The sequence below is a fragment of the Rathayibacter sp. AY1F6 genome (assembly GCF_002932035.1).
Taxonomy (GTDB): domain Bacteria; phylum Actinomycetota; class Actinomycetes; order Actinomycetales; family Microbacteriaceae; genus Rathayibacter.
Genome location: NZ_PSVD01000002.1, coordinates 91,396 through 116,043, shown reverse-complemented (window position 1 = coordinate 116,043; position 24,648 = coordinate 91,396). Strand labels below are relative to the sequence as shown.

The following is a 24,648-nucleotide window of genomic DNA, read 5'->3' as shown; positions in this document are numbered from 1 at the left end:
AGTGTATGCCTTCGCATGGACCGGTGGACGGGACCGCCGCCCGCACCCCTCCCGGATCGCGTGCACGCCCAGGGCGAACAGGCCTGCTCACCGGGGGGAGCGCTGGTTACAGTCGACGTATCGGAGCCCACCCCTGCGGGTTCTGTAGGGAGTGACAGCATGTTCGAGAGATTCACCGATCGCGCGCGGCGCGTCGTCGTCCTGGCCCAGGAAGAGGCCAAGATGCTCAATCACAACTACATCGGCACGGAGCACATCCTGCTCGGCCTGATCCACGAGGGCGAGGGAGTGGCCGCCAAGGCGCTCGAGTCCCTCGGGATCTCGCTCGACGCTGTGCGCGAGCAGGTGCAGGACATCATCGGCCAGGGGCAGCAGCAGCCGACCGGCCACATCCCCTTCACGCCTCGGGCGAAGAAGGTCCTCGAGCTGTCCCTGCGCGAAGCGCTGCAGCTCGGCCACAACTACATCGGGACCGAGCACATCCTGCTCGGCCTCATCCGCGAGGGCGAGGGCGTCGCCGCTCAGGTGCTGGTCAAGCTCGGTGCCGACCTGAACCGCGTGCGCCAGCAGGTCATCCAGCTGCTCTCCGGCTACCAGGGCAAGGAGCAGGTCGCCGTGGGCGGTGAGCAGCAGCAGCCTCAGGGGGGATCGCAGATCCTCGACCAGTTCGGCCGCAACCTCACCCAGGCGGCGCGCGACAACAAGCTCGACCCGGTCATCGGGCGCGAGAAGGAGATCGAGCGGGTCATGCAGATCCTCTCCCGCCGCTCCAAGAACAACCCCGTCCTGATCGGCGAGCCCGGCGTCGGCAAGACCGCTGTCGTCGAGGGCCTCGCCCAGGCGATCGTGCGCGGCGACGTGCCCGAGACGCTGAAGGACAAGCAGCTCTACACGCTCGACCTCGGCTCACTCATCGCCGGGTCCCGCTACCGCGGTGACTTCGAGGAGCGCCTGAAGAAGGTCACGAAGGAGATCCGCACCCGCGGCGACATCATCACCTTCATCGACGAGATCCACACCCTCGTCGGCGCAGGGGCCGCTGAGGGCGCGATCGACGCCGCCTCGATCCTCAAGCCGCTGCTCGCCCGCGGCGAGCTGCAGACCATCGGGGCGACCACGCTCGACGAGTACCGCAAGCACTTCGAGAAGGACGCCGCTCTCGAGCGCCGCTTCCAGCCGATCCAGGTCGCGGAGCCGTCGCTGCCCCACACGATCAACATCCTCAAGGGGCTGCGCGACCGCTACGAGGCGCACCACAAGGTGTCCATCACCGACGGCGCGATCGTCTCGGCGGCCAACCTGGCCGACCGCTACATCAGCGACCGCTTCCTCCCCGACAAGGCGATCGACCTGATCGACGAGGCCGGCGCACGCCTGCGCCTGTCGATCCTCTCGGCGCCGCCGGAGCTGCGCGACTTCGACGACCGCATCGCCGTGGTCCGCTCCGCCAAGGAGGCCGCGATCGAGGACCAGGACTTCGAGAAGGCCGCGTCGCTCCGCGACGAGGAGAAGCAGCTGCTCGGTGAGCGCCTGCGCCTCGAGAAGCAGTGGAAGTCGGGCGACGTCAAGGCCACCGGCGTGGTCGACGAGGGCCTGATCGCCGAGGTCCTCGCCCAGGCGACGGGCATCCCGGTCTTCAAGCTCACGGAGGAGGAGTCCTCGCGGCTCGTCTTCATGGAGAAGGCCCTGCACCAGCGCGTCATCGGCCAGGAGGAGGCCATCGCGGCCCTCTCGCGGACGATCCGCCGCACCCGCGCGGGCCTCAAGGACCCCAAGCGCCCCTCGGGCTCGTTCATCTTCGCCGGCCCCACGGGCGTCGGGAAGACCGAGCTGGCCAAGGCGCTCGCCGAGTTCCTCTTCGACGACGAGAACGCGATGATCTCGCTCGACATGTCGGAGTACGGCGAGAAGCACACCGTCTCGCGGCTGTTCGGCGCCCCTCCCGGGTTCGTCGGCTTCGAGGAGGGCGGCCAGCTCACCGAGAAGGTGCGCCGCAAGCCGTTCAGCGTGGTCCTCTTCGACGAGATCGAGAAGGCGCACCCGGACATCTTCAACTCGCTTCTCCAGATCCTGGAGGAGGGTCGACTGACCGACGGCCAGGGCCGTGTCGTCGACTTCAAGAACACCGTCATCATCATGACCACCAACCTCGGTGCTCGTGACATCGCCGGTGGTCCCGTCGGGTTCCAGATCGAGGGCGACAACGCCACCGGCTACGACCGCATGCGCGGCAAGGTCAACGAGGAGCTCAAGAAGCACTTCAAGCCCGAGTTCCTCAACCGCGTGGACGACGTCATCGTCTTCCCGCAGCTGTCGAAGCCCGAGCTGCTCCAGATCGTCGACCTCTTCATCAAGCGCCTGGGCGACCGCCTGCTCGACCGTGACATGACGGTGGAGCTGACGCAGCCGGCCAAGGAGCGCCTGATCGAGGTCGGGTTCGACCCGGCCCTCGGTGCGCGCCCCCTGCGCCGCGCGATCCAGCGCGAGATCGAGGACCAGCTGTCCGAGCGGATACTGCACGGCGAGCTCGGCGCCGGAGACCACATCCACGTGGACTTCGCCGACAACAGGTTCGTCTTCACCACGACCCCGCGTCTGATCTCGATCAGCGCCGGCGCGTCCACCGGAGCAGCCACGGCCGGCCCGGCGACGCCCGACCTGATGTCGTAGCAGGCTGCCGAACGACCCCGTGCCCGTCCCCTCTCGCGAGGGGGCGGGCACGTCGTCGTCCGGGGGTGGGCGCCTGCTCGCAGGATCCCGCGCCCGGTGCGGCCTAGGCTTGTCGAATGGCCGATTGGAAGTACCCGGTGCGCCGCGCGCGCACGAGCGATGTCCCCTTCATCCAGGAGCTGAGCGAGCCGCTCGTGAACGAGCGCATCCTCCTGGGCAAGGACCGCGTGGTGCTCTACGGCGCCGTGCAGGAGTTCCGCATCGCCGAGGACGGCCACGGGACGGCGATCGGCTGCGGTGCGCTGCATGTGATGTGGGACGACATCGCGGAGGTGCGCACCCTCGCGGTCGCGCAGGACTGGCTCGGGAGGGGTGTGGGCCACCACATCCTGGAGCGCCTCGAGAACGACGCGCGCGAGCTCGGCCTGAAGCGCCTGTTCTGCCTCACCTTCGAGGTCGACTTCTTCGCCCGCCACGGCTTCGAGCCGATCGGCGAGAAGGTCGTCGACCCCGAGATCTACGCCGAGCTGCTCCGCTCTCCCGACGAGGGAGTCGCCGAGTTCCTCGATCTCGCACGGGTGAAGCCGAACACGCTGGGCAACACCCGCATGCTGAAGACGCTCTGACCGCCGCCACGTCGTAGCCTGTCCCGGTGACTCCGCCGCCCCGCCGCCTGCCCTCCCGGGTCTACCGGCGACGCCGCGCCGGAGTGCTGCTCGCGCTGGTCGTCATCGTCGCGGGCCTGGCGGTGGTGCTGTCGCTGCTCCCGCGGATGACCGGCTCCGACGCCGCGTCGAGCCCCACGCCGACCGTCGTGCTGCCGACGCTCTACCCGACCACCTCGCCCCGTGCGACGCCCGGCGCCGCACCCGCCTGCACGGCCGACTCCGTCGCCGTCACCGCGGTCACGGACGCCACGAGCTACGCGCCCGGCGAGGATCCGCAGCTCTCGCTCTCGCTGGCCAACATCTCGAGCACCGACTGCGTGATCGACGCGGGCACGAGCAAGCAGGTCTTCACGATCACGAGCGGCTCCGAGCAGATCTGGACCTCCACGGACTGCCAGACCGGCGCGGCCGATCTGCCGGTGCTCCTCCAGGCGGGCCGCTCGGTGATGGGCAGCGCGCTGACGTGGGACCGCACCCGCTCCTCCGCCGACACCTGCTCCGGCGGACGCGAGGCGGTCGAGGCGGGCGGCGCCGCCTACAACCTGTCGGTGTCGGTCGCCGGCATCCCCTCGGGCTCGCCCACGCAGTTCCTGCTCCAGTAGTCCGCCCGGGGGACGTGCCGGGCGTGCGTCGGCGCGTAGCATCGCAGGCATGTGGGGGCTGCTCGGCACGATCCTGTCCGCCTCGACCGGCCGGGCGGGGGTGGTCGCGCGGCGCGCGGCGGCCGTGGCCCTCGCGGTCCCGCTGCTGGTCGGTGGGGCGGCGGCGCAGGCCGTGGCGGCTCCGCAGCCCGTCGCGGCTGCGCAGCCCGTCGCGGGTGTCGTGCGCGCGGATGTGGACGGCTTCCGGTTCTCGGAGTACTCGGCCGACTTCCGCCTCGACCGCGACGAGGAGGGCCGCTCGACGCTGACCACTGTCGAGACCTTCGTCGCCGAGTTCCCGCCGTCGCAGAACCGCGGCATGCAGCGCGCGATCCCGCTCGACTACGAGGGGCACCCGACCGACGTCGACCTGGTGTCCGTCACCGACGGCGACGGGGCGTCGCGGCCGGTCGACACCGAGCGCGAGGACGGCTTCCTCCTGGTCACCAGCGCGGCGGACGAGTTCGTCAGCGGCAGCCAGACCTATGTCTTCACCTACACGCAGCACAACACGACCCTGCCTGGATCCGGCACGCGCAGCGGCGAGGACGAGTTCTACTGGGACGTCAACGGCACGGGCTGGCGCCAGTCCTTCGACCGCTACGACGTGCGCGTCGAGCTCGCCGGTTCGCTGGCCTCCGCCGCGACGGGGACCGTCAGCTGCTACCGGGGGCCGGAGGGCTCGACGACGCCCTGCCCGATCGGCCGCGACGGCGCGGTCGTCACGGCGTCGGGGGAGTCGCTGGCTCCGGGGGAGAACGTGACCGTGGCGATCGGCTTCGCTCCCGGGACCTTCACGCCGCGCGACGACCGCTACCTCGCCTCCGGCTGGTCCTGGGTGCAGCTGGGCGGCCTCGCCGCGGTCCTGATCGGCCTCGCGCTCGCCGTGCACCGCCGCCGGACCGTGCTCCGCGACGCTCCCGGCCGCCCGACCGTCGTCGCCGAGTACGATCCGCCCGCGGAGGGGCTGTTCCTCTCCGCCGCGCTGCTGCGGAAGACGTCGAAGGCCCCCGCGGCCGGACTCCTGGACGCCGCCGTCCGCGGTTTCGTGCGCATCGAGGAGACGGGGGAGGGGCGGAAGCAGGAGTACGCCGTGCGGGTGCTCGACCCTGCGACGACGCCGACGCGTCGCGCGGGACGCCCGCGGCCCCTCGCCTCCGACGACCGTGAGTTCCTCGACATCGCCCTCGGCCGGGTGCCGGGGACGGTGCGTGAGCTCTCCGGCAAGGACAAGGAGTTCGGCAAGGCCGTCGGACAGTTCCGGACCGCGCTGGGCAACCGGGTGACCGAGGCGGGACTGAAGAAGGCCGGGACGATCGGCGGCAGCGTGCTCGTGATCGTCCCGCTGCTGCTGGGTGTCATGGCCGCTTTCCTGGGCGCGATCCTCCTGATGACCCGCTCCTTCGGCGGAGCGCTCCCGCTCGTGCTGATGCTCGTCGCGATCGTCGCGGCCGTCGTCGGGACGATCCTGGTCTCGAGGGTGCCGCTGACGGCCGCGGGCGCGGAGCTGCGCGACCATCTGCGCGGGCTCGAGCTGTACATCCGCCTGGCCGAGGCCGACCGGATCGCGATGCTGCAGTCGCCCCGCGGGGCGGATCGGCGCACGGTCGGACCGGTCGAGGTGGTCGAGGTGACGGAGCGCCTGCTGCCGTGGGCCGTGCTCTTCGGTCTCGAGAAGGAGTGGTCGGCGGAGCTCGCGTCGGCCTACGAGCGCACCGGCGAGGAGCCGGTCTGGTACTCCGGACCGAACGGCTTCCACGCGGCGGCCTTCGCCGGCAGCGTGTCCTCGTTCTCGTCGTCGACGTCGAGTTACGTCGGATCCTCGTCGAGCTCCTCGAGCGGCGGCGCGGGTGGCGGTGGCAGCTCGGGCGGGGGCGGCGGAGGCGGCGGCGGGGGCGGCGTCTAGGGGCAGGCTGCGACGGGCGGCCGCGGCGGAGCGGACGCGCGCGTGGTCGGGCGGAGCTGTCGGGCAGTGCCCATCGAGCCCGTGTTCGCCTCCGGTGGCGATCCTCGACCATGCGGTGGACGGGGGCGCCGGCGGCTCCGAGCGGTGGACGGGTGCGTGTGCAGCGTGCCGGGGACGCGGCCGTCAGTGCGTGGGCACCCGCTCCGGACGGATGCGCTCGGGAACGGGGACGAGCGCGTGGGTGATCGCGCTCGAGAGGGTGAAGGCGCTGGAGTCGAGGTGCGAGGAGTGCCCGAGTCGTGTCGCTTCGGAGGCGCGCTGCTTCGCTCCGGAGGCGGGCCGGATGTCTCCCGAGAGGCTGATCTCGCCGAACGCGGCGATCCCGGGCCGCAGCGGCGTGTAGGCGTGGGCGGAGGCGATGGCGACCGCGATCGCCAGGTCCGCCGCCGGCTCCATGAGCTTCACGCCGCCGACGGTCGACACGTAGACGTCGCAGCGCCGCAGGGGGATGCCCGCCTGCCGCTCGAGGACCGCGAGGATCATCGCGACCCGGGACGCGTCGACTCCGTTCGTGACGCGGCGGGGGTGCTCGCCGTCGTTCGCGATCACGAGCGCCTGGATCTCGACGGGGAGTGCGCGGCGTCCCTCCATCGCGACCGTGACGCAGATGCCCGGGGTGGGGAAGCGGGTGCGGCTGAGGAACAGACCGCTCGGGTCGGGGATCTCGGCGATGCCCTCGGCGGTCATCTCGAAGCAGCCGACCTCGTCCGTCGGGCCGAAGCGGTTCTTGAGCGAGCGGACGAAGCGCAGCGCCGTCTGCCGGTCGCCCTCGAAGTGGCAGACCACGTCGACCAGGTGCTCGAGCAGGCGCGGCCCCGCGATGGAGCCGTCCTTCGTGACGTGTCCGACGAGCACGAGGGGGAGCGCCCGCTCCTTGCAGACGCGGATGAGGGTCGCGGCGACCTCGCGGACCTGGCTGGGACCGCCGGGCAGGCCGTCGACGGTGTCGCTCGCGACCGTCTGCACCGAGTCGACGATGAGCAGGTCCGGCCGGACCTCGTCGATCTGGCCGAGCACGGTGGCGAGGTCGGTCTCGGCCGCGAGGAAGAGGCTGTCGTGCATCGCGCCGGTGCGCTCAGCCCGCATGCGCACCTGCGCGGCCGACTCCTCCGCGCTGACGTAGAGGACCCGCTGGCCCTCGGCGGCGGCGCGGCTCGCGACCTCGAGCAGGAGGGTCGACTTGCCCACGCCGGGCTCTCCCGAGAGGAGCACGACCGCACCGGAGACGATCCCGCCGCCGAGCACGCGGTCGAGCTCGCCCACGCCGGTGGGGCGGTGCGCCGCCGACGTAGTCTCGATCTCGGTGATGGGCCGCGCGATGCGGCCGGCGGCCGGAGCCACAGCGGCGACCGCGCGGACGAGGCCGGTGCGCTCGGTGCTCTCGATCACGGAGCCCCACTGCTGGCACTCGCCGCAGCGGCCTACCCACTTCGCGGTCGTCCACCCGCACTCCGAGCAGCGGTACGGGGCGGTGCGCGTCTTCGAGGAGGCCATGAGGTCCTTTCGGGGCGGAGGAGGGGGACGAGCGCGACGCTACGGGGGACCCCCGACACCGCCGCTCGTTCGAACGTGTCTTCGACAGTACCGTCGACCACCGACGCCGGGAGCGGGGCGCGCCAGACCGGGGGAGAGGTCGCGTGGAAGCCGTCTGTCGAGGAGCGTCGTCGCGGGGGAGCGGAGGCGGAGGATCGCGCCACGGAAGACGACGCCGCTCCGAGCGCCGCCCCGTCGGCGTCGGACGTCTGCGGGAGACTGGGGGACATGCCCTCGACAGTGCACGTCCTCAAGTCCGGCCGCCCGCTCGGAGTCAGCTGGTCCGGCCCCGAGGGCGCCGAGCGGGTCGTCGTCCTGGCGCATCCCGCTCCCGGCTCCTCGGACTTCGACCCCGACCCGGAGGCGACCGCGCGCCACGGGGTGCGCCTGCTCTCGTTCGACCGCCCGGGCTACGGCGCCTCCTCCCTCCTGACCGACCTCGACCCCGCCGGAGCGGGCGTCGGCGCCAGCCCCGAGCAGGCCGCCGCCGACATCGCCGAGTACCTCGCGACCGTCGGCATCGCCTCCGTCAGCGTCGCCGGCTGGTCGGCGGGAGGCCGCGCGGCCCTCGCGCTCGCCGCGAACTACCCCGGCCTCGTGGAGCGCGTCGCCGTGATCGGCACGCCCGCTCCCGACAGCGCCGTGCCGTGGGTCGGCGACGAGAATCGCGCCGAGCTCGCCCGCCTGGCCGACCTCCCGCTCGACGAGGCCGTCCGCTCGCTCACCCGCACCCTCGAGGGCGCCTTCGGCCCGACCCCCGCCCCGGACGCCCTGCTCGGGATGCTCGGCTCCGGCGACGCCGACACCGCGGTGCTCGAGACCCCCGGCGTCCGCGAGCGCCTCTCGCGCATGCTCGAGCGCGCCGTCGCCCAGGGCGCCCTCGGCATGGCCGCCGACCTCATCGGCTACGGCGTGCAGGAGTGGGGCTTCGCCGTCGAGTCCGCCGAGCCGCCCGCGCTCCTCCTCTACGGCGCCGAGGACGCGGTCGCCGGCCGCCGCCATGCCGAGTGGTACGCCGCCCGACTGCCCGACTCCCGCCTCGAGGTCGTGCCCGGCCGCGGCCACCTGCTCGCGATCCCGGAGTGGGACCGCGTGCTCGGCTTCCTCCTCCCCGCCTGACGGCGGCCCGTCCTCTCGATTGGCGCGACTTCCGGCCGTCGCGTACACTCGACCCCGGTACCGTGTCCGAGCGGCCGAAGGAGCATGTCTCGAAAACATGTGTGGGCTTGCGTCCACCGTGGGTTCAAATCCCACCGGTACCGCCAACGAGAAGAGCCTCAGATCCCGTCATGACGGGCATCTGAGGCTCTTTCGCTTTTCTTGGCGACTGATCGGCGACCTAGCAATAACTGAGTTTTAATCGCACGTGCAGGCAACCGCAATATGAGGCCGCTTCAGAGCGCCGCTGATCGCAGGAAGAGACTTGTCGGGCACCTTCCTCGGAGGCCGTGGCCTAGCGGTGATGCGGTTTACCGGCAGTCATCGCCGTCATCGAGTGGTCGAGCTCCCGCGGTTGCGGCGAGCGGCCACCGTCGGTGTGGGACGTTCCCTTCTATCGGGCTAGTGCTGCATCGTCGGCGGATGCGGACGACGAACCAATAGCGTCGACGGCGATCGGGTCTTAACCGACTGTCGAGGATGACGACGCGAAAAGGTGCGGACGGAAGGGCTGTCGGCGGTCGCGGACCATCATCTGCAGCTCGGCTTTGTGCACAAAAGCGGCGATAGCTGTTTTGGTGTCGGGGTCGCTGGCGAGCATCCACGCCGTATCGGGGATGCCAATTTCCTCAAAGTAGTACCGCACGACACGACATTGACTAAGCACATGCGCGCGGTACGTGACGACGACCGTCTCCGCGTTCGGTGGCTCGGCGAGCGCTTTTGCGCGCCGTTGCCGGCTGGCTCGATGGGGCGACTCAGGTGGTCGGAGGGCCTGCGGGAGTGGATGACGTACGTCCCTGACGGCCCTAACCCCTTCGCAACCAGCGCTGGCGCGTCGGTACATTGAACTCGGCGGATGCTTACTCAATCGTCATCGGCAGTAATACTCGATAGCTCTACGAATTTTTACGTTGACGTTGATACCGGGGCAAGTGCATTTGCTGCCGCACTCGGACGAGGCCTATGACATCGGTTTCCCTTCGCCACTCGCGCGAAAATCGCCAGCAAAGCCTCTCCTTGCCGTTCTCGCCGAACAGCAAGTGAAGATTCGACTGGCGTTGCGCGACTGTTGGTCTTCCCTAGATTAGCCGGCTATCAAGCTAGAAGATCTTCGAGTAGTTTTTTCAGATCCGCTGCGAGAGGAGCGCCAAGAGATGATGGAATTACCTTTCCGAATTGCGCGCTCTGCAAGAGACCGCGACTTTGAGTAAGATCGCGTAGTCCTGCCATCATCGTTTTTCCGAGGACCGTGAATTGAGGGCCATCTATTGAATATTCCGTGATTACATCCGTGTCGCTGTAGTGAGGTAGTGACCCCTTGCTGTTTACAACTAGTAACGCTTCACTACGTTTATTTCGCATCTTCTTGAGCGCTACGCCGTCCGTGTTCGCTTTATTAATAGCGTCTTGTAGCAAAGTCTCCGCCTCAAGATCCGTCAAGCCGAAGTGGCGAGCTACGACCTCGTTGCTCATCCAATAGGCCTCGATGTCTGAATACTTGGTAGGCCAAAGTGTGTGGTCCTGGGCTGCGTAAGGGGCGACAATCTTATCAACCTCGAGGGGCATCATGAAGTCTCGATCTCGATGAACGAGGAGCTTCACATCACTCCCCAGAAGGCTCCTTAGTCCAGTTAGAGTTTCGGGTGGCGGAAGTTTCGCTGAACCATGGAAGGGCCAGATTGCTACGAAGCGTTCTATATCGGGCCACTGAGCGATAATTCGTTGAAGCATTTCAGTGCCTGTGTCTTCCGTCAAAACCAAGACCCTACGATCGAGCAGACCCCAGCCCATAAGCCGACGGCCTTCGTCGTTCCCCTCCGGATGGACGGATCCGTTCTCCATCCAAGTGACCTTGGATTCTTTTGGTAGTGACCGAACGATGGACGGGCTGTGGGTGGAGAGGAGAACCTGAGAGTCGAAGCGCTCTGCTGCCGCTGCAAGTACCCGAACTAGTCGTTCCTGCGCGACCGGGTACAGGTGTGCGTCGGGTTCGTCGACCAAAAGTAGAACGGGCTGAAAGTAGACAAGGTAGGCAAAAATCTGAAGTACCTGAAGATATCCAATGCCAGCTAGCTCGAGCGGTCGGTATAAGCGGTCATCTGTCTTTTTCATCTCTCCGGTCCGGAAGGATGCGACGATGCGGGTATGCTTCTCCTCATTAAATTCGACTTTCAGTGAAAATTCGCCCATGACTTGCGAAACCAGCTCTTCCACCACTGCAAGACCGTTCTGGCCTTTCACAGTTACCTGCTCTAGCAAGGCGAGCATATTCCGCAGCACAGTGTTTGCATCGCCAGCGGCGGCGGAACGGTGCACCAAGAGCTTCGAGCGCTTCTCCTCGATGAGAGGGATCCCCGCTACACCGGGAATGTAAGCACTGAACTCGCGCCCGCGGTCACGGATCGCAGCCGTAATTCGATTGCCCGTAGGGATGTGGACCGAGATCCCCTCGTTGCGGGCAGACTTTAACCATAAGTCGGCCGAAAGGGCTGTCCCGTCCTCGTGTAAGGCTTCCACGCTGAGGTCGAGTTGTGGTTTGCCTTGATTATTTCCATACTCACTCCCGTGCCCTGCGCTCCGATAGTCCGGCGAAGGCATGAAGATCGCGTCCTGTTCGGAAAGCGTGGACGCAAGTCCAACAGCTCGGGGTTCAACGTTTACGTTACGGCCCGATTGGAAAATCCAATGCAATGCTTGAAGTACGGAACTCTTCCCCGACCCATTCGCGCCTACCAGAACGTTCATGGTCGGATGAAAATTGATAGAGGTGTTTTTAATTGCTTTGAAATTTGATATTGAGATTGAGGTAATTTTCATACTTTCGTCGATCCTCCCTGCGCTACTTGCCTCGCGCCGAACAGATACGGCGCTGCACCGTTGCCGTGCAAGCCCCATCCAGATGTCTCAATGAGGCGTGATCAGGGTATAGCAAAAAGGTAAATTTCTCCGCGCAGGTGGAAAGGTGAGTGCGGAGGCGAGGCGACCCGACGGGAGCTAGCGGTAACGTGCCGTTGGCGATGACGTGTCGCGAAGTGAGGCCATTCGCTTGGGTCCACCGGGTGTTCAATCACCACGGGTACCGCCATTGAAAGGGCCCCGCTTGCACGGGAGCAGGGGGCCTTTCTCGTTCCCAGGCCGAGCGCGAGTCCGGGTCAGCCGGCGCGGAGCAGCCAGGAGCGGCCGGCGCGCAGGGCCCGGTACAGGCGCGTGACCGCGTGGTCGGCCTCGGCCGAGCCGACGTCCGAGAAGGAGCCCGCCCCGCCCCAGAGCCCGAGCGCGTCGGCGGCCGCCGCCCGCACCTCTCTGCGGGTCGTCGCTCCGGCGAACAGCTCGTCGAGCCGGTCCGCGACGCGGGCCCGCGCGCCGTCCTGCTGCGACCGTGCGACGTCGCGCACCTCGGCGACGGCCGCCGTGATCTCGGCAAGCACAGCGGGGATCGTGCGGTCCATCCTCCTGGGCCTAGGAGCGGGAGCGCGAGCGCTGCGAGGCGGCGTGGGTCAGGAGCGTCGCCACGACTCCGACGAGCACGCCCAGCGCGGTCTCGAGCGCCCGGTCGCGCAGCAGCACGAGCTCGTCGACGGGATGCGCGAGCTCGACCATGAGGATCGCGAGCGGAGTGACGAAGGCGAGGGTCAGGCCGTAGTTGCGGCCGACGACGAGCTCGGCGGTCATCTGGAGGAGCACCACCACCACGATCACGGTGAGCGGGGAGAGCGGCAGGGCCAGGAGCGCGGCCGCGATCAGCACTCCGACGATCGTGCCGAGCATCCGGTGGCCCGCGCGCACGAGGCGGGCGCCCGCGTCCGCTCCCGAGACGGCTGCGACGGCGGAGACCATCGCCCAGTAGGGGTGGCCCAGGCCCGTCGCGGTCGGGATGGTGCCTGCCACCAGGACGACGGCCCCGAAGCGGAGCAGGGCGGCGCGCGTCGCCGGACGGGCCGCCGCCGCGCGGAACGAGGTGCGCCACGGCGTCGGGGCGAGGCGGCGTGCGCGGGGGAGCGCGAGACCGCTCAGGCCGACGACGAGCGAGAAGGCGGCGGAGCCCGCGGCGAGAGCGACGGCGAGCGGGATCCGCGAGGGCTCGGACGGGACGGACGCGCACGCCGTGACGGCGAACACCGGGAACAGCGGGCCGGGCGGGTGCCAGTGCAGGGCGTCGCTGAGGTAGGCGGCCGCGACGGTCACGGCGACCACGACGGGGATGATCAGCCAGTCGCGGTGAGGAGAGAGGGAGACGACGGTGCCGAGGGTCACGGTGGTGACGAGGAACGCGGCTGCCGACAGCTGCATCAGCAGGCGCGGCCGGTGCGTGTGCTGGCGACCGTAGAGGGCCGTGAAGGCGCCGAAGGTCGCGTAGAGGGCGAGATCGGTGCGGCCGAGCGCCCAGAGGACGAGCAGCGGGACGGCGATCGAGACGCCGGCGCGCAGGGCGACGCGATGGGCGCCGGCGTGCGGGCCGAAGGCGAGGAGCTCGCGGGGGTGGGGCAGAACGGGGGTGGCGGCCATCGGGTCCTCTGATCGGGGTCCGAGCGGCGGCGGCCGGAGAAGTGTTTCACGGGTGAAGCAGATATACTTTACGTGTGAATCAGTCTGAAAGCCAGCCGGGCGACGCGGTCGACGAGATCAGGGCGGGCTGGGCGGTGCTGCGGCCCGAGCTCGACACCTCCGCCGTCGACGTCGTCGGGCGGCTGATCCGCGCCTCCGCGCTGATCGTCCGGGCGACGGAGGAGCTGCTCTCCGCCCATGGGCTGACCCGCGGCGAGTTCGACGTGCTCTCCACGCTGCGTCGCGCCGGCGCTCCGCAGTCGCCGACGACCCTCCGGACGATCGCCCTCGCCTCCGCTCCCGCGATCACCAAGCGCGTGCACTCGCTGGAGCGGCGGGGCCTGGTGCGGCGCGCCGCGAACCCGGCGGACGGGCGCGGCTCGCTCATCACGCTGACTCGCGAGGGGGAGGAGCTGGTCGACCGGGCCTTCCCCGAGGTGCTCGACGCCGAGCGGGTGCTGCTCTCGGGGGTGCCCGCCGATCTGCGGGCGGAGGCGTCGCGCTCGCTCCGCGCGGTGCTCGCGAGCGTCGAGGCGGCCGCGAGCCGGTGATGCGCGCGGGGACCGCGAGGCAGCGGGTGCTCGCTACCGTGGTCCCATGCGCCTGACCTCGAGCTTCACCGTGCCGACGCGGCCGCCGGTGCTGCAGCTGGTCAAGACGGCGGCGGCCACGGTCGTCACCTGGCTCCTCGCCGGCGTCGTCTTCCCGGGGACGCTGCCCGTCTTCGGCGCGATCGCCGCGCTCCTCGTCGTCGCGCCGAGCATCAACCAGTCGTTCTCCAAGGCCCTCGAGCGCTCGGTCGGCGTCATCATCGGCGTGATCGTCGGATCCGTGATCGGCACGGTGCTCGGCGGCGAGAGCATCATCGTTCTCCTCGCGATCGTGGCCGCGATCGCCGTCGGGTGGGCCGTGCGCCTGACCCCCGCCTCCGCGGTGCAGATCCCGATCAGCGCGATGCTCGTGCTCTCGGTGGGCTCGGTCACGCCGAACTACGCGCTCGACCGCATCTTCGAGACCCTGCTGGGCGCGGCGGTGGGAGTCGTCATCAACGTGCTCATCGTCCCTCCGGTCGTGCTGGCACCGGCCGAGCGGGCGATCGGAGACCTCACCGCTCAGCTCGCCGCCGCCCTCGACGACCTAGGCGATGCCCTCCAGGCCCCCGTCCCGCGACGTCGGCTCGACGAGCTGCTCATCAACGCCCGGCTGCTGCAGACCATGCAGAGCAAGGCGGAGGAGGCGATCGCGACCGGCGAGGAGTCCCTCCGCCTCAACCCGCGCCGCTCCGCCCACCGGGACCGGCTGCTGGCCCTCGACTCCGTCGTCCCGCGGCTGGGGCGCATCGTGACCCGGGTCCGCGGCATGACGCGGACCGTGCACGACCTCTACGACGACGAGCTCGTCGGGGAGCCGACGATCGCCGACATCGCCGTCCAGCTGCACCGGGCCGCCCACGATCTGCGGCTCCTCGTGCAGTCGTCGGTCGACGTTCCCGAGCCGGAGGCGATCACGGACGAGCTGCCCGCTCTCACCGCGCCGCTCGTGATCGCGACCCCGCATCCGCAGCACTGGATCCTGCTGGGGGCGCTCGCCGAGGACCTGCGGCGCATCCGCGAGGAGATCGTCGGCGCGGAGTCCTGACGGGCGGGCGCCGAGTGGCGTCGGCGGGAGGGCTGCTCTTGCTGCGCTCGGCGTCTCACGCCGCGCGACGTGCGGGTCGTGGTGGCCTGTGGTGGTCAGCCGTCCTGCTCGCCGTCCTTCCTCGGTCCGCCGCCCTCGACGAGCTCGCCGTCGCCCGGGTCGGCAGCGACCTGGTGCAGTGCCTCGGGATCGCTCGCCTCGGCGTGGAGGGTCTTGCCCTCGGCGATGAGGGAGTCGTCGTCCACGAGGATCCCGGCCAGCTCGGTGATGCGTCCCCGGAGAGCGCCGATCGGGTCCTCGGTGGGCGCGTCCTCCTCGGAGTGGTCGACCTCCGAGTCGGGGTAGCGGCGGAGGGCGGCCTCGTCCCGGTCGGGCTGCGGCGCCCGCGCGTGCTCGACGCAGAGGCGGGCGACCTCCTCCGCGTGCGCGTGCATCACGGAGTGGGAGGCGTCGGGGATCTCCCAGGCCCGCGCGTGCGGCATCGACCGGGCGATCTCCTCCGCCCACTCGCGCGGAACGAGCCGGTCGAACTCGCCGCGGATGACGAGGGCGGACGCGCGGATCCGGGGGACGGTCTCCTCGATCCGGTAGTGCATCATCTCGGGCAGCACGCGGGAGAACCAGCGCGGTCCGCAGAGGAGGTAGGCGCCCGCGGCGAGGATCGCGACCTTGAGGGGCTCGCGGACGCTCGACTGGGCGAAGCGGAGCGCGGCGGTCGGGAGGCGGCGCTCGTGCCGGTTCATCACGGGTCCGAGCAGGACGATGGTGGTCAGCTCCGGACGGCGGGCGGCGAGCTCGGCCACGACCTGCGTCCCCATCGAGTGGCCGAGGACGACGGGATCGTCGAGGCCGAGCTCGTCGATGACGGCGCCGACCAGCTCGGCGTAGTCGCCGATGTTCATTCGCCGCGCGTCGATCGGGTGCGGCACGCCGCCGAAGCCCGGCAGGTCGAGAGCGTGCACCGGACCGAACTCGTTGAGCGCGGGCGCGAGGCGCTCGAAGTAGGTGGCCGCGACTCCGATCCCCGGCACGAGGACGAACGTGCGCTCGCCGTCGCGCCCCACTGTGCTCACCCGCGCCCAGACGTCTCGGTGGTGCACCCGCTGGACCGAGACGTCGGTGCTGCGGGTGCGGCGGTGCGGATCCCGCCCCCGGGAGCGCGTGGTCGCGAAGACGTCGCGGACCCCGCGCCGGAGAGTCGTCGCGAGAGTGGGGAGGAGGTCGCTCGGGCGGAGCACGGGGCCTCCTTCGATCGGGGGAGTCGGTCGCTGCGAGCCTAGGCGCTCGCCGCCGGGCTCAGATCAGCATGTCGTCCGACCTGTGGAGGATCAGGCGGGCCGGCCCGGTGTGGAGGACGCCGTTCGTCAGGGGGGCGGTGCGGACGCCGCCGCGCCTCCGCATCGCCCGGAACGCCCCGGGGGCGAGCACGACGTCCATCCAGGCGCAGGGGTTGGCCGGTCGTCCGCCCTGGAACTCGATCCGCTCCCCGCCCTGCTCGATCGCGAACGTGCGGCCGGCGAGCGCATCGACGTCGGCGCCGCGGACGATGATGTTGCGGCGGGCGTCGGCGGGGTCGAAGGGCCCTGCGCCGAGCTCGGCGGCGATGTGCTCGAGGGTCTCGACCGCGAAGAGCGTGATCGCCGCGGGGCGGTGCGCGCGCTGGGCGAAGAAGCGGTCGCCGACGATGCCGAGGCCTGCGCGGATCTCGATCCGCTCGGGCTGCTCGTTCCCCTCGGACGGCACCGGGCCATCGGCGGGGCGGCCCTCGTAGCGGTGCAGCGGAGAGACGACGAAGCCCACGAGCTCGATCGCGGCGGCCTCCATGAGCCCACGGTACGCCGTGAGGGGGAGCAGCGGCGTCCGCCGGTCGGAGGCTCTGCGAGGCGCTCCGGGACACCGCGACGGAGCCTGGGTTCTGGTGGCTACGGCGGCGTCCCGAGAGGGAGCCGTCTGCGCCGCCACCGCCGATTCGCGGAGGGGGCTCCCGGCATGTATAGTCGTACCTCGTTGCGTGCGCCTCTGGCCCACGCGATGGACTGCGCCCGTAGCTCAACGGATAGAGCATCTGACTACGGATCAGAAGGTTGGGGGTTCGAATCCCTCCGGGCGCACTCTGGTTGAGACAGAGCAGAACGGCCCGCTTCGGCGGGCCGTTCTCGTTTTAACGGTCGCTCGTTCCGGTGGCTGTCGGCGTCGGCCTCCCGGAGAGCGCAGGGCGACGGAACAGCCGGTTCTCCACCTCGCAGGACGCCTCTTCGCGCCGTCGACGGCGCCGACCGTCTTCCGCCCGCATCCGCGATCAGTCCGCGCCCGTGCTCGCGATCACTCCTCGCAGGCTCTGCGATCACCCGTCGCGAGCATGCCGCTCGGCTCTTCTCGCGCGCCGTTTCCTCCTCCACAGCGCCCATCTCGCGCCGTTCTCCACGGATGCAGCCGTACCGGCCGCGGTGACGTCGAACCGAGCAATACTCTCCTTCCGTGGGGCTGAACGGTCGCCGCCGACGCAGTGCGCTCGGTCGGCAGAGGAGAGGACATCGGATGAGTCGAACGGAACAGTCGGGGCGGGACGAGCGCGGACGACCCCGAGCGCGGACGGCGCGAGCGCTGGTCGGCACGACGGCGGGCTGCGTGCTCGTGAGCGGGCTGCTGGGCGGAGGCCTCGCGCCGCCGCCCGCCCTCGCCGCCGACGGTCCTCACACGACGATCGAGAACACCCTCCTGCAGGGAGGCGCGACGAACGCCGGCGTGACGACCGTCTCGGCCTGGGTCCAGAAGGGCGAGACGCTCCGGGTGGACCTCCACCCGCTCCAGGCGGGCTCGGGGACCGGCGAGGGCGAGACCGGCGGCGGTACCGCCCGGGTGACGGCTCCGGGCGGAGCCGTCCTCGACGAGCAGGACTTCGCGCCCGGAGCGGCGCCCTCGGTGTCCGCCGGCGGCTCGTTCGTGGCGGACGAGACCGGCGTCTTCCAGATCCGGGTGTCCGACGACGACGTGACGGCGCCGGTGAACCTCGTCTGGAGCATCGGCGTCCAGGACGCGCGGGGCGCGGCGGTCGCGGGCCGGGTGTGGTCCGACTCCTATGCGATCCAGTCCGGGGCGAAGGAGTCCTACTCCTCGCCCGAGGAGCGGCGCTCCTCCTTCACGCTTCACGCCGTCACGGAGACGGGCGCCCGCTACGAGCTGGGGCTGCGCGGCTACGACGGAGTCGCCTCGACGGTCCAGGCCACGAACAAGGGCAACGTGAAGGTCGGGTCGTCCGATCCGTCCTACCTCTCGGTCCCCATGCCGCAGTCGAGCGAGGCGGGCGGGATCGGGGCTCAGTACGTGCAGGCGTCCGGACGCTCCGGGATCGACGGCCTGCAGACCTACAAGCTCTTCCTGGACCCGCCGTCGTCCGACCTGCCGGAGTCGATCGCTCCGGCTTACCGCGCGCCGACGATCGAGGGCCTCGCCTTCCGGCGGTCGTCCGCGGGCTCCGACGCGGGCACGCTCACGGGCGTCCTGGGGACGCAGCCGGGCACCGTCGTCGTGGACGTCGATGCGGACGGGGACGGCTCCTACGACAGCGAGCGCGACGTGCACCTCACCCGGATCGCGGGGACGACCGGTCCCTTCTCGGTCGACTGGGACGGACGGGACGCGAAGGGCGGGACCGTCGACGTGACCGACCCCGACGTCACCTTCCGCGCCTCCATCGGCCGCACGAACGAGTTCCACTTCACGCGGGTCGACGCCGAGACGTCCGCCGGCGGCGTGTCCGTCGTGAGGTCGACCGGCGGCGGCGACGACCCGTCGACGGTGCACTGGGACGACTCGCTCCTCGCCGGATCGAACTCGGAGCGGTACTCCGGCACCTCCGCGGTGACGTCCGGCGACGGCGGCACCGACTCGTCCGGCGGGGTGCACCGCTGGGAGGGCGACGACTCCGGGCGCGGCCGCGTCCCCAACGCCAACGACTCGGTGCACGGCTCCTACGGCGACCTGCGGGCGATCGACGACTGGGCCTACGGCTCGGACGGTGCGGTCGCGGTCGCACGCCTCGATCCGCTCGCGCCGCACGTGAGCATCGCGAAGACCTCGTCGGTCGACTCCGCCACTCCGCTGCTCCGCGGCGCCCGCGTGCCCTACCGGGTGACGCTGACCTCGGACGGGACAGGGGACTACTCCGACGCCGCCGTCATCGACTACCTCGACAAGGGCGTGCTCGACGACGCCGAGCTCGACGCCGACTCCCTCCGCACCTCGCAGGGCACGGCCACGATCGACGCGGAGACGGGCCGCATCTCCTGGGCGGCCGGCAGCCTGCCGGTCGGGGCGACGGCCGAGCTGACCTTCGACGTGATCGTGACCGGCGAGGGGGACCGTGCGCTGACGAACACGGCCTGCCTCGCCGATGCGCCCTTCGCTCCCGCCTCGTCCGGCACGGGGACCGACGCGAACCCCTGCGCCACCGTCCCGCACGACATCGGCGAGGGGTCGCTCCTGATCCGGAAGACCGCGTCCCAGGCGAGCGCCGAGCACGGCGGCACGGCGGGCTTCGACATCGTCGTGGCGAACACCGGAACGGTCGACGCGACGGACGTGACCGTGACCGACGTCCCGACGCTCGACCACCTGCTCGAGGCGACCATCGAGAACGGCGCCGGAGGAACGCAGCCGGCCACGGAGCCCGTCACAGGTCTCGACATCCCCGCCGGCGGCCAGGTGTCGCTGCACGTCAGCGGCCGGGTCGCCGACGGGTACGACGCCGCGACCCTGCCCAACCGCGTCTCGATCACCCACCAGCCCGAGGGCTTCGACCCGCCGACGGTCGAGAACGCCTGCGCTGACGATGCGACCTCGTCCTGCGCCGAGATCCCAGTGCCGCCCGTCGAGGGAAGGCTCTCCATCGAGAAGATGGCGATCGGGAATCAGGTCGACCACGGCGGGCGTGCCGGGTTCAGGATCGTGGTCGCCAACGAGGGGGCTCGGCCGGCGGACGGGGTGACCCTCACCGACATCCCCGAGCTCGCGCACCTGAGCGACGTCACGATCTCCCGGGACGGCGGCCCGGCGTCGTCCGACCTGACTGTCGAGAACCTGTCTCTGGCACCGGGAGCGTCGACGACGTTCACCGTGACCGGACGGGTCGCCGACGGCGTGGACGCGTGGATCATCCCCAACCGGGCGCGCCTGACCGAGGTCCCGGAGGGCTTCGATCCGACGACCGTCCTGCACCCGTGCGCGGACGACGGCGGAGCCAGCTGCGCCCAGGTGGCGGTGCCTCCGGTCGGACTCGTGCCGACGGTCCTCGCCTCGACGGGAGCGGCGGCCGGGCCCCTCGCGGCCGGAGCCGGCGCTCTGCTCCTGGCCGGCGGCGCCCTGACGGCGCTGCGCCGTCGCTCGACCCGCACCTCGTGAACCGGAGCCCGGGCCGCTGCAGCGCGGCCCGGGCTCCCGGACCTTCTCCTCGAAAGGCACTACTGCATGACCGAGCACGGCCTCCCGTACCGCATCACCGAGCGCTTCCCTCTCCCCGATGGACGCGTCGGCGTCAGCACCTGGTGGTCCGCCGACCCGGAGCAGCTGGAGCAGCAGCTCCGCACGCGCTCCGGGCATCCGCATCCCGAGAGGGAGCCGGTCCGGAGACTGCACCTCGCGACCGCGACGATCGTGCTGATCGAGGAGCGGACCGCGGGAGGCTTCCGCCCGCTCGACCCCCACCTCCGAGCCCGCACCGATCCGCGCTGGCGCCGGGCTCTCCTGCGGTCGCGCAGGTCGGCCCGGCTCCGACGGGTCATCGGTCCGCGGGACCTGCCGAGGACGGATCCGCCGGTCGAGGTGTCACGGCACGTCGATCCGACACGTCGAGTGTGAAGGAGGCGGGCGGAGAGCTCGGCACCTGATGCGCGGTGAGGGTCTCCCCGCAAGGACGCCGTCAGGTCAGGCGGCTTCCTCGAGGTCGTCCTCGACTGCGACGGGCGCGTCGACCGGGGCGCACGGGGGAGCCGACTCGGCTGGGGATGCCGAGGCCGCGATGCGCGAGCGCTCGAGCCCGGCGAGGAGCACGGCGAAGGCCTCCTCGAGCTCGGCGGTGTCGCGGAGCAGGAAGCGCTCGCCGCTCGTCGGGTCGAGGCGGACCGTCCGGTAGGCCGGGCGGGGGAGATCGGAGACCAGGGTGATGATGCCGAGGACGACGCCGCTGCGGCGGGCGCGCGCGGTCCAGCGGTTGGCGTGAGTGCGGAGAAGGATCATGACCGGGGCCGTCCTCGGTGACGTGGTGCAGGAGCGGGGGGAGGGGGGTGTCGCTGGCGGTGCGGGGGATCCTCTCGAAGCTTGCTGCACGAAGGGCCTCCGCTTCCTGTGCTTGACAGCAGAGCCGAGCAGCGGTCACCGGCGCCGGGCGGCCGCCGCGGCGTGCAGGGCCCGCAGGAACTCGGGGACGACCGGGTTCCCGGTGTCTCGGGCGAGCACACCGATCTCACGGCTCGCGCCCGGATCGTCGATCGGGATCTCGCGGACGTCGTCGTCGACCGAGGACGGGCTCGGCGGCAGGATCGTGAGTCCGAGGCCGGCCGCCGCGAGTCCTCGGGCGGCGCGGTAGTCGCCGACCTCGAACGCCGGCACCGGGTCGCGGCCGTCCACGGCGAGCAGGCGCCGGGCCGACTCGTGGAGGCCGTAGCCGGGCGCCAGCATGATCAGGTCGAGGCCGCGGAGGTCCTCGACCGTGACCGAGCGGCGCGAGGCCAGCGGATGACGAGGGTCCACGACCGCGAGGAGAGGCTCCGAGTAGAGAGTCGTCGTGGTGGTGCCGGGGAGATCGGGCGGATCCGCGACGATCGCCAGCTCGGACTCGCCCTCCGCCACGGCCCGCAGGCAGAGCGCTCGGGAGCCGTGCCGGAGCCCGAAGCCGACCTGCGGCCAGCGGCGGCGGAACCGGCGGATCACATCCGGCACGAAGCTCTCCCCGAGGAGCGTCTGGAAGGCGAGGTCGATCCGGCCGTGCTCCACGTCGCCCGCCTGCCGCACCTCCGCGAGCCCGGCGCGGATCACCGACATGCCGTCCTGAGCGACCTCGGCGAGACGGGTCCCCGCCTCCGTCAGCACCACCCCGCGTCCCTCCCGGCGGACCAGGGGGGTGCCGACCAGGGCGGACAGCCGGGCGAGCGACCGGCTCGCGGTCGGCTGCGGGATCCCGAGCTCGGCGGCCGCCACCGTGACGCTCCCTGTCTGGGCGACCGCGACGAGCAGGGGCAGGAGGCGGAGGGTCGCGGGCCAGTCGTCGGACACGCCACCACCCTAGATCCGGACATGACCAGAACGCATGAACAGTACGAGAAAGGACATTAGTCATGCAACCGTAGGCGGTCTACCGTCGGAATCATGAGCACCGCCGCACGCCTCCGACCGATGCGCGCAGCGGCACCCTTCTCGCAGCGGAGGCTGACCATCGCCCTCCTCGCCGCCGGAGTCGCGACCTTCGCCGAGCTCTACGCAGTGCAGAGCGTCCTCCCGCAGCTCGCGCGGGAATGGGCCCTCGCCCCGTCCGACGCCGCGCTCACCGTCTCGGCCGCGACCCTCGGGCTGGCGCTCTCGGTGCTGCCGTGGGCCTCGGTGGCCGAGCGCATCGGACGGCTCGAATCCATGCGGATCGCGGTCCTCACGTCCGTGGTCCTGGCGCTACTCGCCTGCGTCGCCCCGACCTTCGAGCTCCTCCTCGTCCTGCGCTTCCTCGGGGGAGCGGCACTGGGTGCAGTCCCGGCGCTCGCCGTCGCGGCGATCCACGACCGGGTCGGAGGCGCCGGAGCGACGGCCGCCGCGACCGCCTACGTCTCCGGGACCACGATCGGCGGTGCCGCCGGACGACTGCTCGCCGGACCGCTCGCGGCGGCGCTCGGATGGCGCGGCGCACTGCTCGTCGTGACGGCCGTCTGCGCGGCGGCGGCGATCGTCTTCGCCGTGCTCGCGCCCCGGGGCGGCGGCGCGCGCGAGGCGGCCCCCGGCGGCTGGCGAGGGAAGACGGCGCAGGTGCTCCGCGATCCGATGCTCGTCGCGATCGCGCTGCAGACGTTCCTCGCGGTCGGCGTGTTCGTCGCGGTCTACAACTACCTGGCGTTCCGGCTCGAGGCGCCGCCGTTCGCGCTGGCGCCCGCGCTCGTCTCCCTCCTCTTCGCCGCCTACCTCGCGGGAACCGTCTCCTCCCGGCTCGCGGGGAGATGGGGGCCGCGGATCGGTCCCCGCCTCGTCATGCGGATCGGCGTCGCCCTGATGATCGTCGGACTGCTGGTGATGCTCGCCGAGAACGTCGCCGTGGTGATCGCGGGACTCCTCGTCTTCACGGCCGGCTTCTTCGCCCTGCACGCGACCGGCGCCGCCTGGACGGGAGCGCGCGCGGCTCCGGCACTCCGCGGGCACGCCGGCGCGGTCTACACGATCGCCTTCTACGCGGGCTCGGCCGTCGGCGGCTGGCTCCTCGGCCTGGCCGTCGGAGCCGGAGGCTGGCCGGCGCTGACGGCGGTGACGATCGGCCTGCTGCTCGTCGGAGCGGGGATCGTCAGCCTCCCGTCGCGCACCACCGCGGCCGGGCGCTGAACCCCCGCCTCCGCCGACCGCACCCCGAGCTCCGTCCGGCACCTCCCCGCAGCGGGCGAGGTGCGACATGATGGCCCGACTGCACAAAGCGGGGGACGGCATGGCGCGGAGCACCGGAGCGGACGGCTCCCCACGCGAGAGCGGCGGGACGGACGAGGGCGGCACCGACCCGCGCTACCACGCGGGCTTCCAGCGCGGCTACGACGGACGCGAGGCCGAGCGGCGCGGCAGCGGCGAGGAGCGCCTCCGCTCCCCGTTCCTGTCGGGCGGGACCTCGGGCATCGGGCGATCGGCCGGCCGGAGAGGCGGCGCGTCCGCTCCCGATCAGGAGGACGTGCGATCGGTCGACGGCCCGACGGGCTCCCGAGTCTCCGGCCGACGGACCGCTCCTGAGCGCGCGAGAGCGGCGGTGCGGGCCGTCCCGACACCCGCGGAGCCGACCGCGCCCCGACCCGCGGAGCCGACTGTCCCACTCCCGACCGAGCCGACCGTCCCGCTCCCCACCGAACCCGACTCCGCTCCCGGCGACGCGGCACCCGACTCCGGTGACCGCCGCGACGCGCCCGAGGCCGATCCCCGCCCCGCTGTCTCCACTCGCCGCATCGCCGGAACCCTGGCGGTCGTCGGCGCCGTGAGCGTCCTCGTCGGACTCCTCGCCCTCTGGAACAGCTCCCACAGCTGGTACGACTACTCGCCGTCGCAGAGCGCCTTCGGGCCCGAGCAGTACCTCCGCGTGCTCAGCGACAACGCGATCGGACCGTTCCTCACCGTCGGCCTGATCGCGCTCGGCCTGGCGGTTGTGGTGCCGCTGCTGAGGGCTCCCCGCCGATGACGCGGGTCCGCCTGCTCTGGGCCGCCGCGATCGCGGTCACCGTCGTCCTCTGGGCCGCAGTGCTCGCGCTCCCGGTCGTGGTCCTCCTGCTGCCGAACCAGTACCAGGGCGACTCGATCACGGTCCCGCCGGAGCTCTACGTGCGGCAGGCGCTCGCGATGGTCGCGCCGCCGCTCCAGACCGCCGCCCTGGTGATGCTGGGGGCGCTGATCATCGTCGCGGTCGCGCGGCGTTCGCCGGCGAAGGCCCGTACGACGGAGGCGGCGAACGGCTGGGACGACGCCGTGCTCCTCGACCCGGACGGCCGCGAGCAGCGCGGAACGGGCCCCGCAGGCCACTGAGCATCCGCTGCTCGATCGGAATCCGCCTCCCGGGAGCACCCGCTCATCCCCGGTCGGAAGCCGCTCCTCCGGACGCACCCGC

General features: G+C 71.0%; 20 protein-coding genes and 2 tRNA genes. 14 read left to right on the top strand and 8 right to left on the bottom strand.

The annotated features are described in order from the left end of the window. Positions 1 to 159 precede the first annotated feature (159 nt). The 4 genes from C5C44_RS02700 to C5C44_RS02685 all read left to right on the top strand — a co-directional run bounded on the left by C5C44_RS02700 (position 160) and on the right by C5C44_RS02685 (position 5,885). Complete coding sequence (locus tag C5C44_RS02700; RefSeq protein WP_104234294.1) at positions 160 to 2,670, top strand: ATP-dependent Clp protease ATP-binding subunit; 2,511 nt, start codon at positions 160 to 162, stop codon at positions 2,668 to 2,670. Positions 2,671 to 2,786: 116 nt separating this feature from the next. Then, positions 2,787 to 3,296 carry an amino-acid N-acetyltransferase gene (locus C5C44_RS02695; RefSeq protein ID WP_104335235.1) on the top strand — a complete coding sequence of 170 codons (510 nt, stop codon included), beginning with the start codon at positions 2,787 to 2,789 and terminating at the stop codon, positions 3,294 to 3,296. Positions 3,297 to 3,322: 26 nt separating this feature from the next. Continuing rightward, the gene (locus C5C44_RS02690) at positions 3,323 to 3,940 is read left to right on the top strand and encodes a hypothetical protein (RefSeq protein WP_104335234.1); all 618 of its coding nucleotides are present in this window, start codon (positions 3,323 to 3,325) and stop codon (positions 3,938 to 3,940) included. 49 nt (positions 3,941 to 3,989) lie between these two features. Beyond that, positions 3,990 to 5,885: a DUF2207 domain-containing protein gene (locus C5C44_RS02685; protein ID WP_104335233.1), complete on the top strand. Its 1,896-nt coding sequence runs from the start codon at positions 3,990 to 3,992 to the stop codon at positions 5,883 to 5,885. A gap of 183 nt (positions 5,886 to 6,068) precedes the next feature. On the opposite strand, the gene radA is transcribed toward C5C44_RS02685, so the two are convergent. Next, entirely contained in the window at positions 6,069 to 7,439 is a 1,371-nt protein-coding gene (radA, locus tag C5C44_RS02680; RefSeq protein ID WP_104224086.1) for a DNA repair protein RadA, read from the bottom strand. A gap of 267 nt (positions 7,440 to 7,706) precedes the next feature. Between radA and C5C44_RS02675 the strand changes: the two genes are divergently transcribed. Continuing rightward, positions 7,707 to 8,597, top strand: coding sequence for an alpha/beta fold hydrolase (locus tag C5C44_RS02675; RefSeq protein ID WP_104335232.1), 891 nt, complete (start codon positions 7,707 to 7,709; stop codon positions 8,595 to 8,597). Between the two features lie 56 nt (positions 8,598 to 8,653). Further along, a tRNA-Ser gene (locus tag C5C44_RS02670) sits at positions 8,654 to 8,743 on the top strand. A 991-nt stretch (positions 8,744 to 9,734) separates the two neighbouring features. Here the strand turns inward: C5C44_RS02670 and C5C44_RS02660 are convergent. From C5C44_RS02660 to C5C44_RS02650, 3 genes are all read right to left on the bottom strand, one after another. Next, positions 9,735 to 11,456 carry an ATP-dependent endonuclease gene (locus C5C44_RS02660; protein WP_181132673.1) on the bottom strand — a complete coding sequence of 574 codons (1,722 nt, stop codon included), beginning with the start codon at positions 11,454 to 11,456 and terminating at the stop codon, positions 9,735 to 9,737. A gap of 335 nt (positions 11,457 to 11,791) precedes the next feature. Beyond that, positions 11,792 to 12,088 carry a hypothetical protein gene (locus tag C5C44_RS02655; protein ID WP_104225999.1) on the bottom strand — a complete coding sequence of 99 codons (297 nt, stop codon included), beginning with the start codon at positions 12,086 to 12,088 and terminating at the stop codon, positions 11,792 to 11,794. A 10-nt stretch (positions 12,089 to 12,098) separates the two neighbouring features. Beyond that, a complete protein-coding gene (locus C5C44_RS02650; protein ID WP_104335229.1) occupies positions 12,099 to 13,145 on the bottom strand; it encodes an FUSC family protein in 1,047 nt (348 codons plus the stop codon). A 74-nt stretch (positions 13,146 to 13,219) separates the two neighbouring features. On the opposite strand from C5C44_RS02650, the gene C5C44_RS02645 reads away from it, so the two are divergent. Together C5C44_RS02645 and C5C44_RS02640 are read left to right on the top strand one after the other, a co-directional pair. Continuing rightward, positions 13,220 to 13,735 carry a MarR family winged helix-turn-helix transcriptional regulator gene (locus C5C44_RS02645; protein ID WP_104335228.1) on the top strand — a complete coding sequence of 172 codons (516 nt, stop codon included), beginning with the start codon at positions 13,220 to 13,222 and terminating at the stop codon, positions 13,733 to 13,735. 46 nt (positions 13,736 to 13,781) lie between these two features. After that, positions 13,782 to 14,822 carry an aromatic acid exporter family protein gene (locus tag C5C44_RS02640; RefSeq protein WP_104335227.1) on the top strand — a complete coding sequence of 347 codons (1,041 nt, stop codon included), beginning with the start codon at positions 13,782 to 13,784 and terminating at the stop codon, positions 14,820 to 14,822. A gap of 95 nt (positions 14,823 to 14,917) precedes the next feature. Here the strand turns inward: C5C44_RS02640 and C5C44_RS02635 are convergent, their stop codons facing one another. Continuing rightward, positions 14,918 to 16,060 (bottom strand): alpha/beta fold hydrolase, encoded by a 1,143-nt coding sequence (locus tag C5C44_RS02635; RefSeq protein ID WP_181132671.1) that lies wholly within the window; start codon positions 16,058 to 16,060, stop codon positions 14,918 to 14,920. A 58-nt stretch (positions 16,061 to 16,118) separates the two neighbouring features. Continuing rightward, a complete protein-coding gene (locus C5C44_RS02630; RefSeq protein ID WP_104248232.1) occupies positions 16,119 to 16,646 on the bottom strand; it encodes an MOSC domain-containing protein in 528 nt (175 codons plus the stop codon). Positions 16,647 to 16,860: 214 nt separating this feature from the next. Between C5C44_RS02630 and C5C44_RS02625 the strand changes: the two genes are divergently transcribed. The 3 genes from C5C44_RS02625 (at position 16,861) to C5C44_RS02615 (ending at position 20,678) form a co-directional block, all read left to right on the top strand. Next, a tRNA-Arg gene (locus C5C44_RS02625) sits at positions 16,861 to 16,933 on the top strand. Between the two features lie 427 nt (positions 16,934 to 17,360). Beyond that, positions 17,361 to 20,222 carry a DUF11 domain-containing protein gene (locus tag C5C44_RS02620; RefSeq protein ID WP_146084290.1) on the top strand — a complete coding sequence of 954 codons (2,862 nt, stop codon included), beginning with the start codon at positions 17,361 to 17,363 and terminating at the stop codon, positions 20,220 to 20,222. 66 nt (positions 20,223 to 20,288) lie between these two features. Beyond that, positions 20,289 to 20,678, top strand: a complete 390-nt coding sequence (locus C5C44_RS02615; protein WP_104239289.1) for a hypothetical protein — start codon at positions 20,289 to 20,291, stop codon at positions 20,676 to 20,678. 66 nt (positions 20,679 to 20,744) lie between these two features. Here the strand turns inward: C5C44_RS02615 and C5C44_RS02610 are convergent, their stop codons facing one another. Continuing rightward, positions 20,745 to 21,056, bottom strand: coding sequence for a hypothetical protein (locus C5C44_RS02610; protein WP_104249716.1), 312 nt, complete (start codon positions 21,054 to 21,056; stop codon positions 20,745 to 20,747). Between the two features lie 135 nt (positions 21,057 to 21,191). Continuing rightward, positions 21,192 to 22,091, bottom strand: a complete 900-nt coding sequence (locus C5C44_RS02605; protein ID WP_104335224.1) for a LysR family transcriptional regulator — start codon at positions 22,089 to 22,091, stop codon at positions 21,192 to 21,194. 93 nt (positions 22,092 to 22,184) lie between these two features. On the opposite strand from C5C44_RS02605, the gene C5C44_RS02600 reads away from it, so the two are divergent. From C5C44_RS02600 to C5C44_RS02590, 3 genes are all read left to right on the top strand, one after another. Next, positions 22,185 to 23,393 carry an MFS transporter gene (locus C5C44_RS02600; RefSeq protein ID WP_104335223.1) on the top strand — a complete coding sequence of 403 codons (1,209 nt, stop codon included), beginning with the start codon at positions 22,185 to 22,187 and terminating at the stop codon, positions 23,391 to 23,393. A gap of 67 nt (positions 23,394 to 23,460) precedes the next feature. Continuing rightward, on the top strand, positions 23,461 to 24,225 hold the full coding sequence (locus C5C44_RS02595; RefSeq protein ID WP_146084289.1) for a hypothetical protein: 765 nt from the start codon (positions 23,461 to 23,463) through the stop codon (positions 24,223 to 24,225). Further along, a complete protein-coding gene (locus tag C5C44_RS02590; protein WP_104335221.1) occupies positions 24,222 to 24,566 on the top strand; it encodes a hypothetical protein in 345 nt (114 codons plus the stop codon). Before C5C44_RS02595 ends, C5C44_RS02590 begins: the two co-directional genes overlap by 4 nt. Positions 24,567 to 24,648 lie beyond the last annotated feature (82 nt).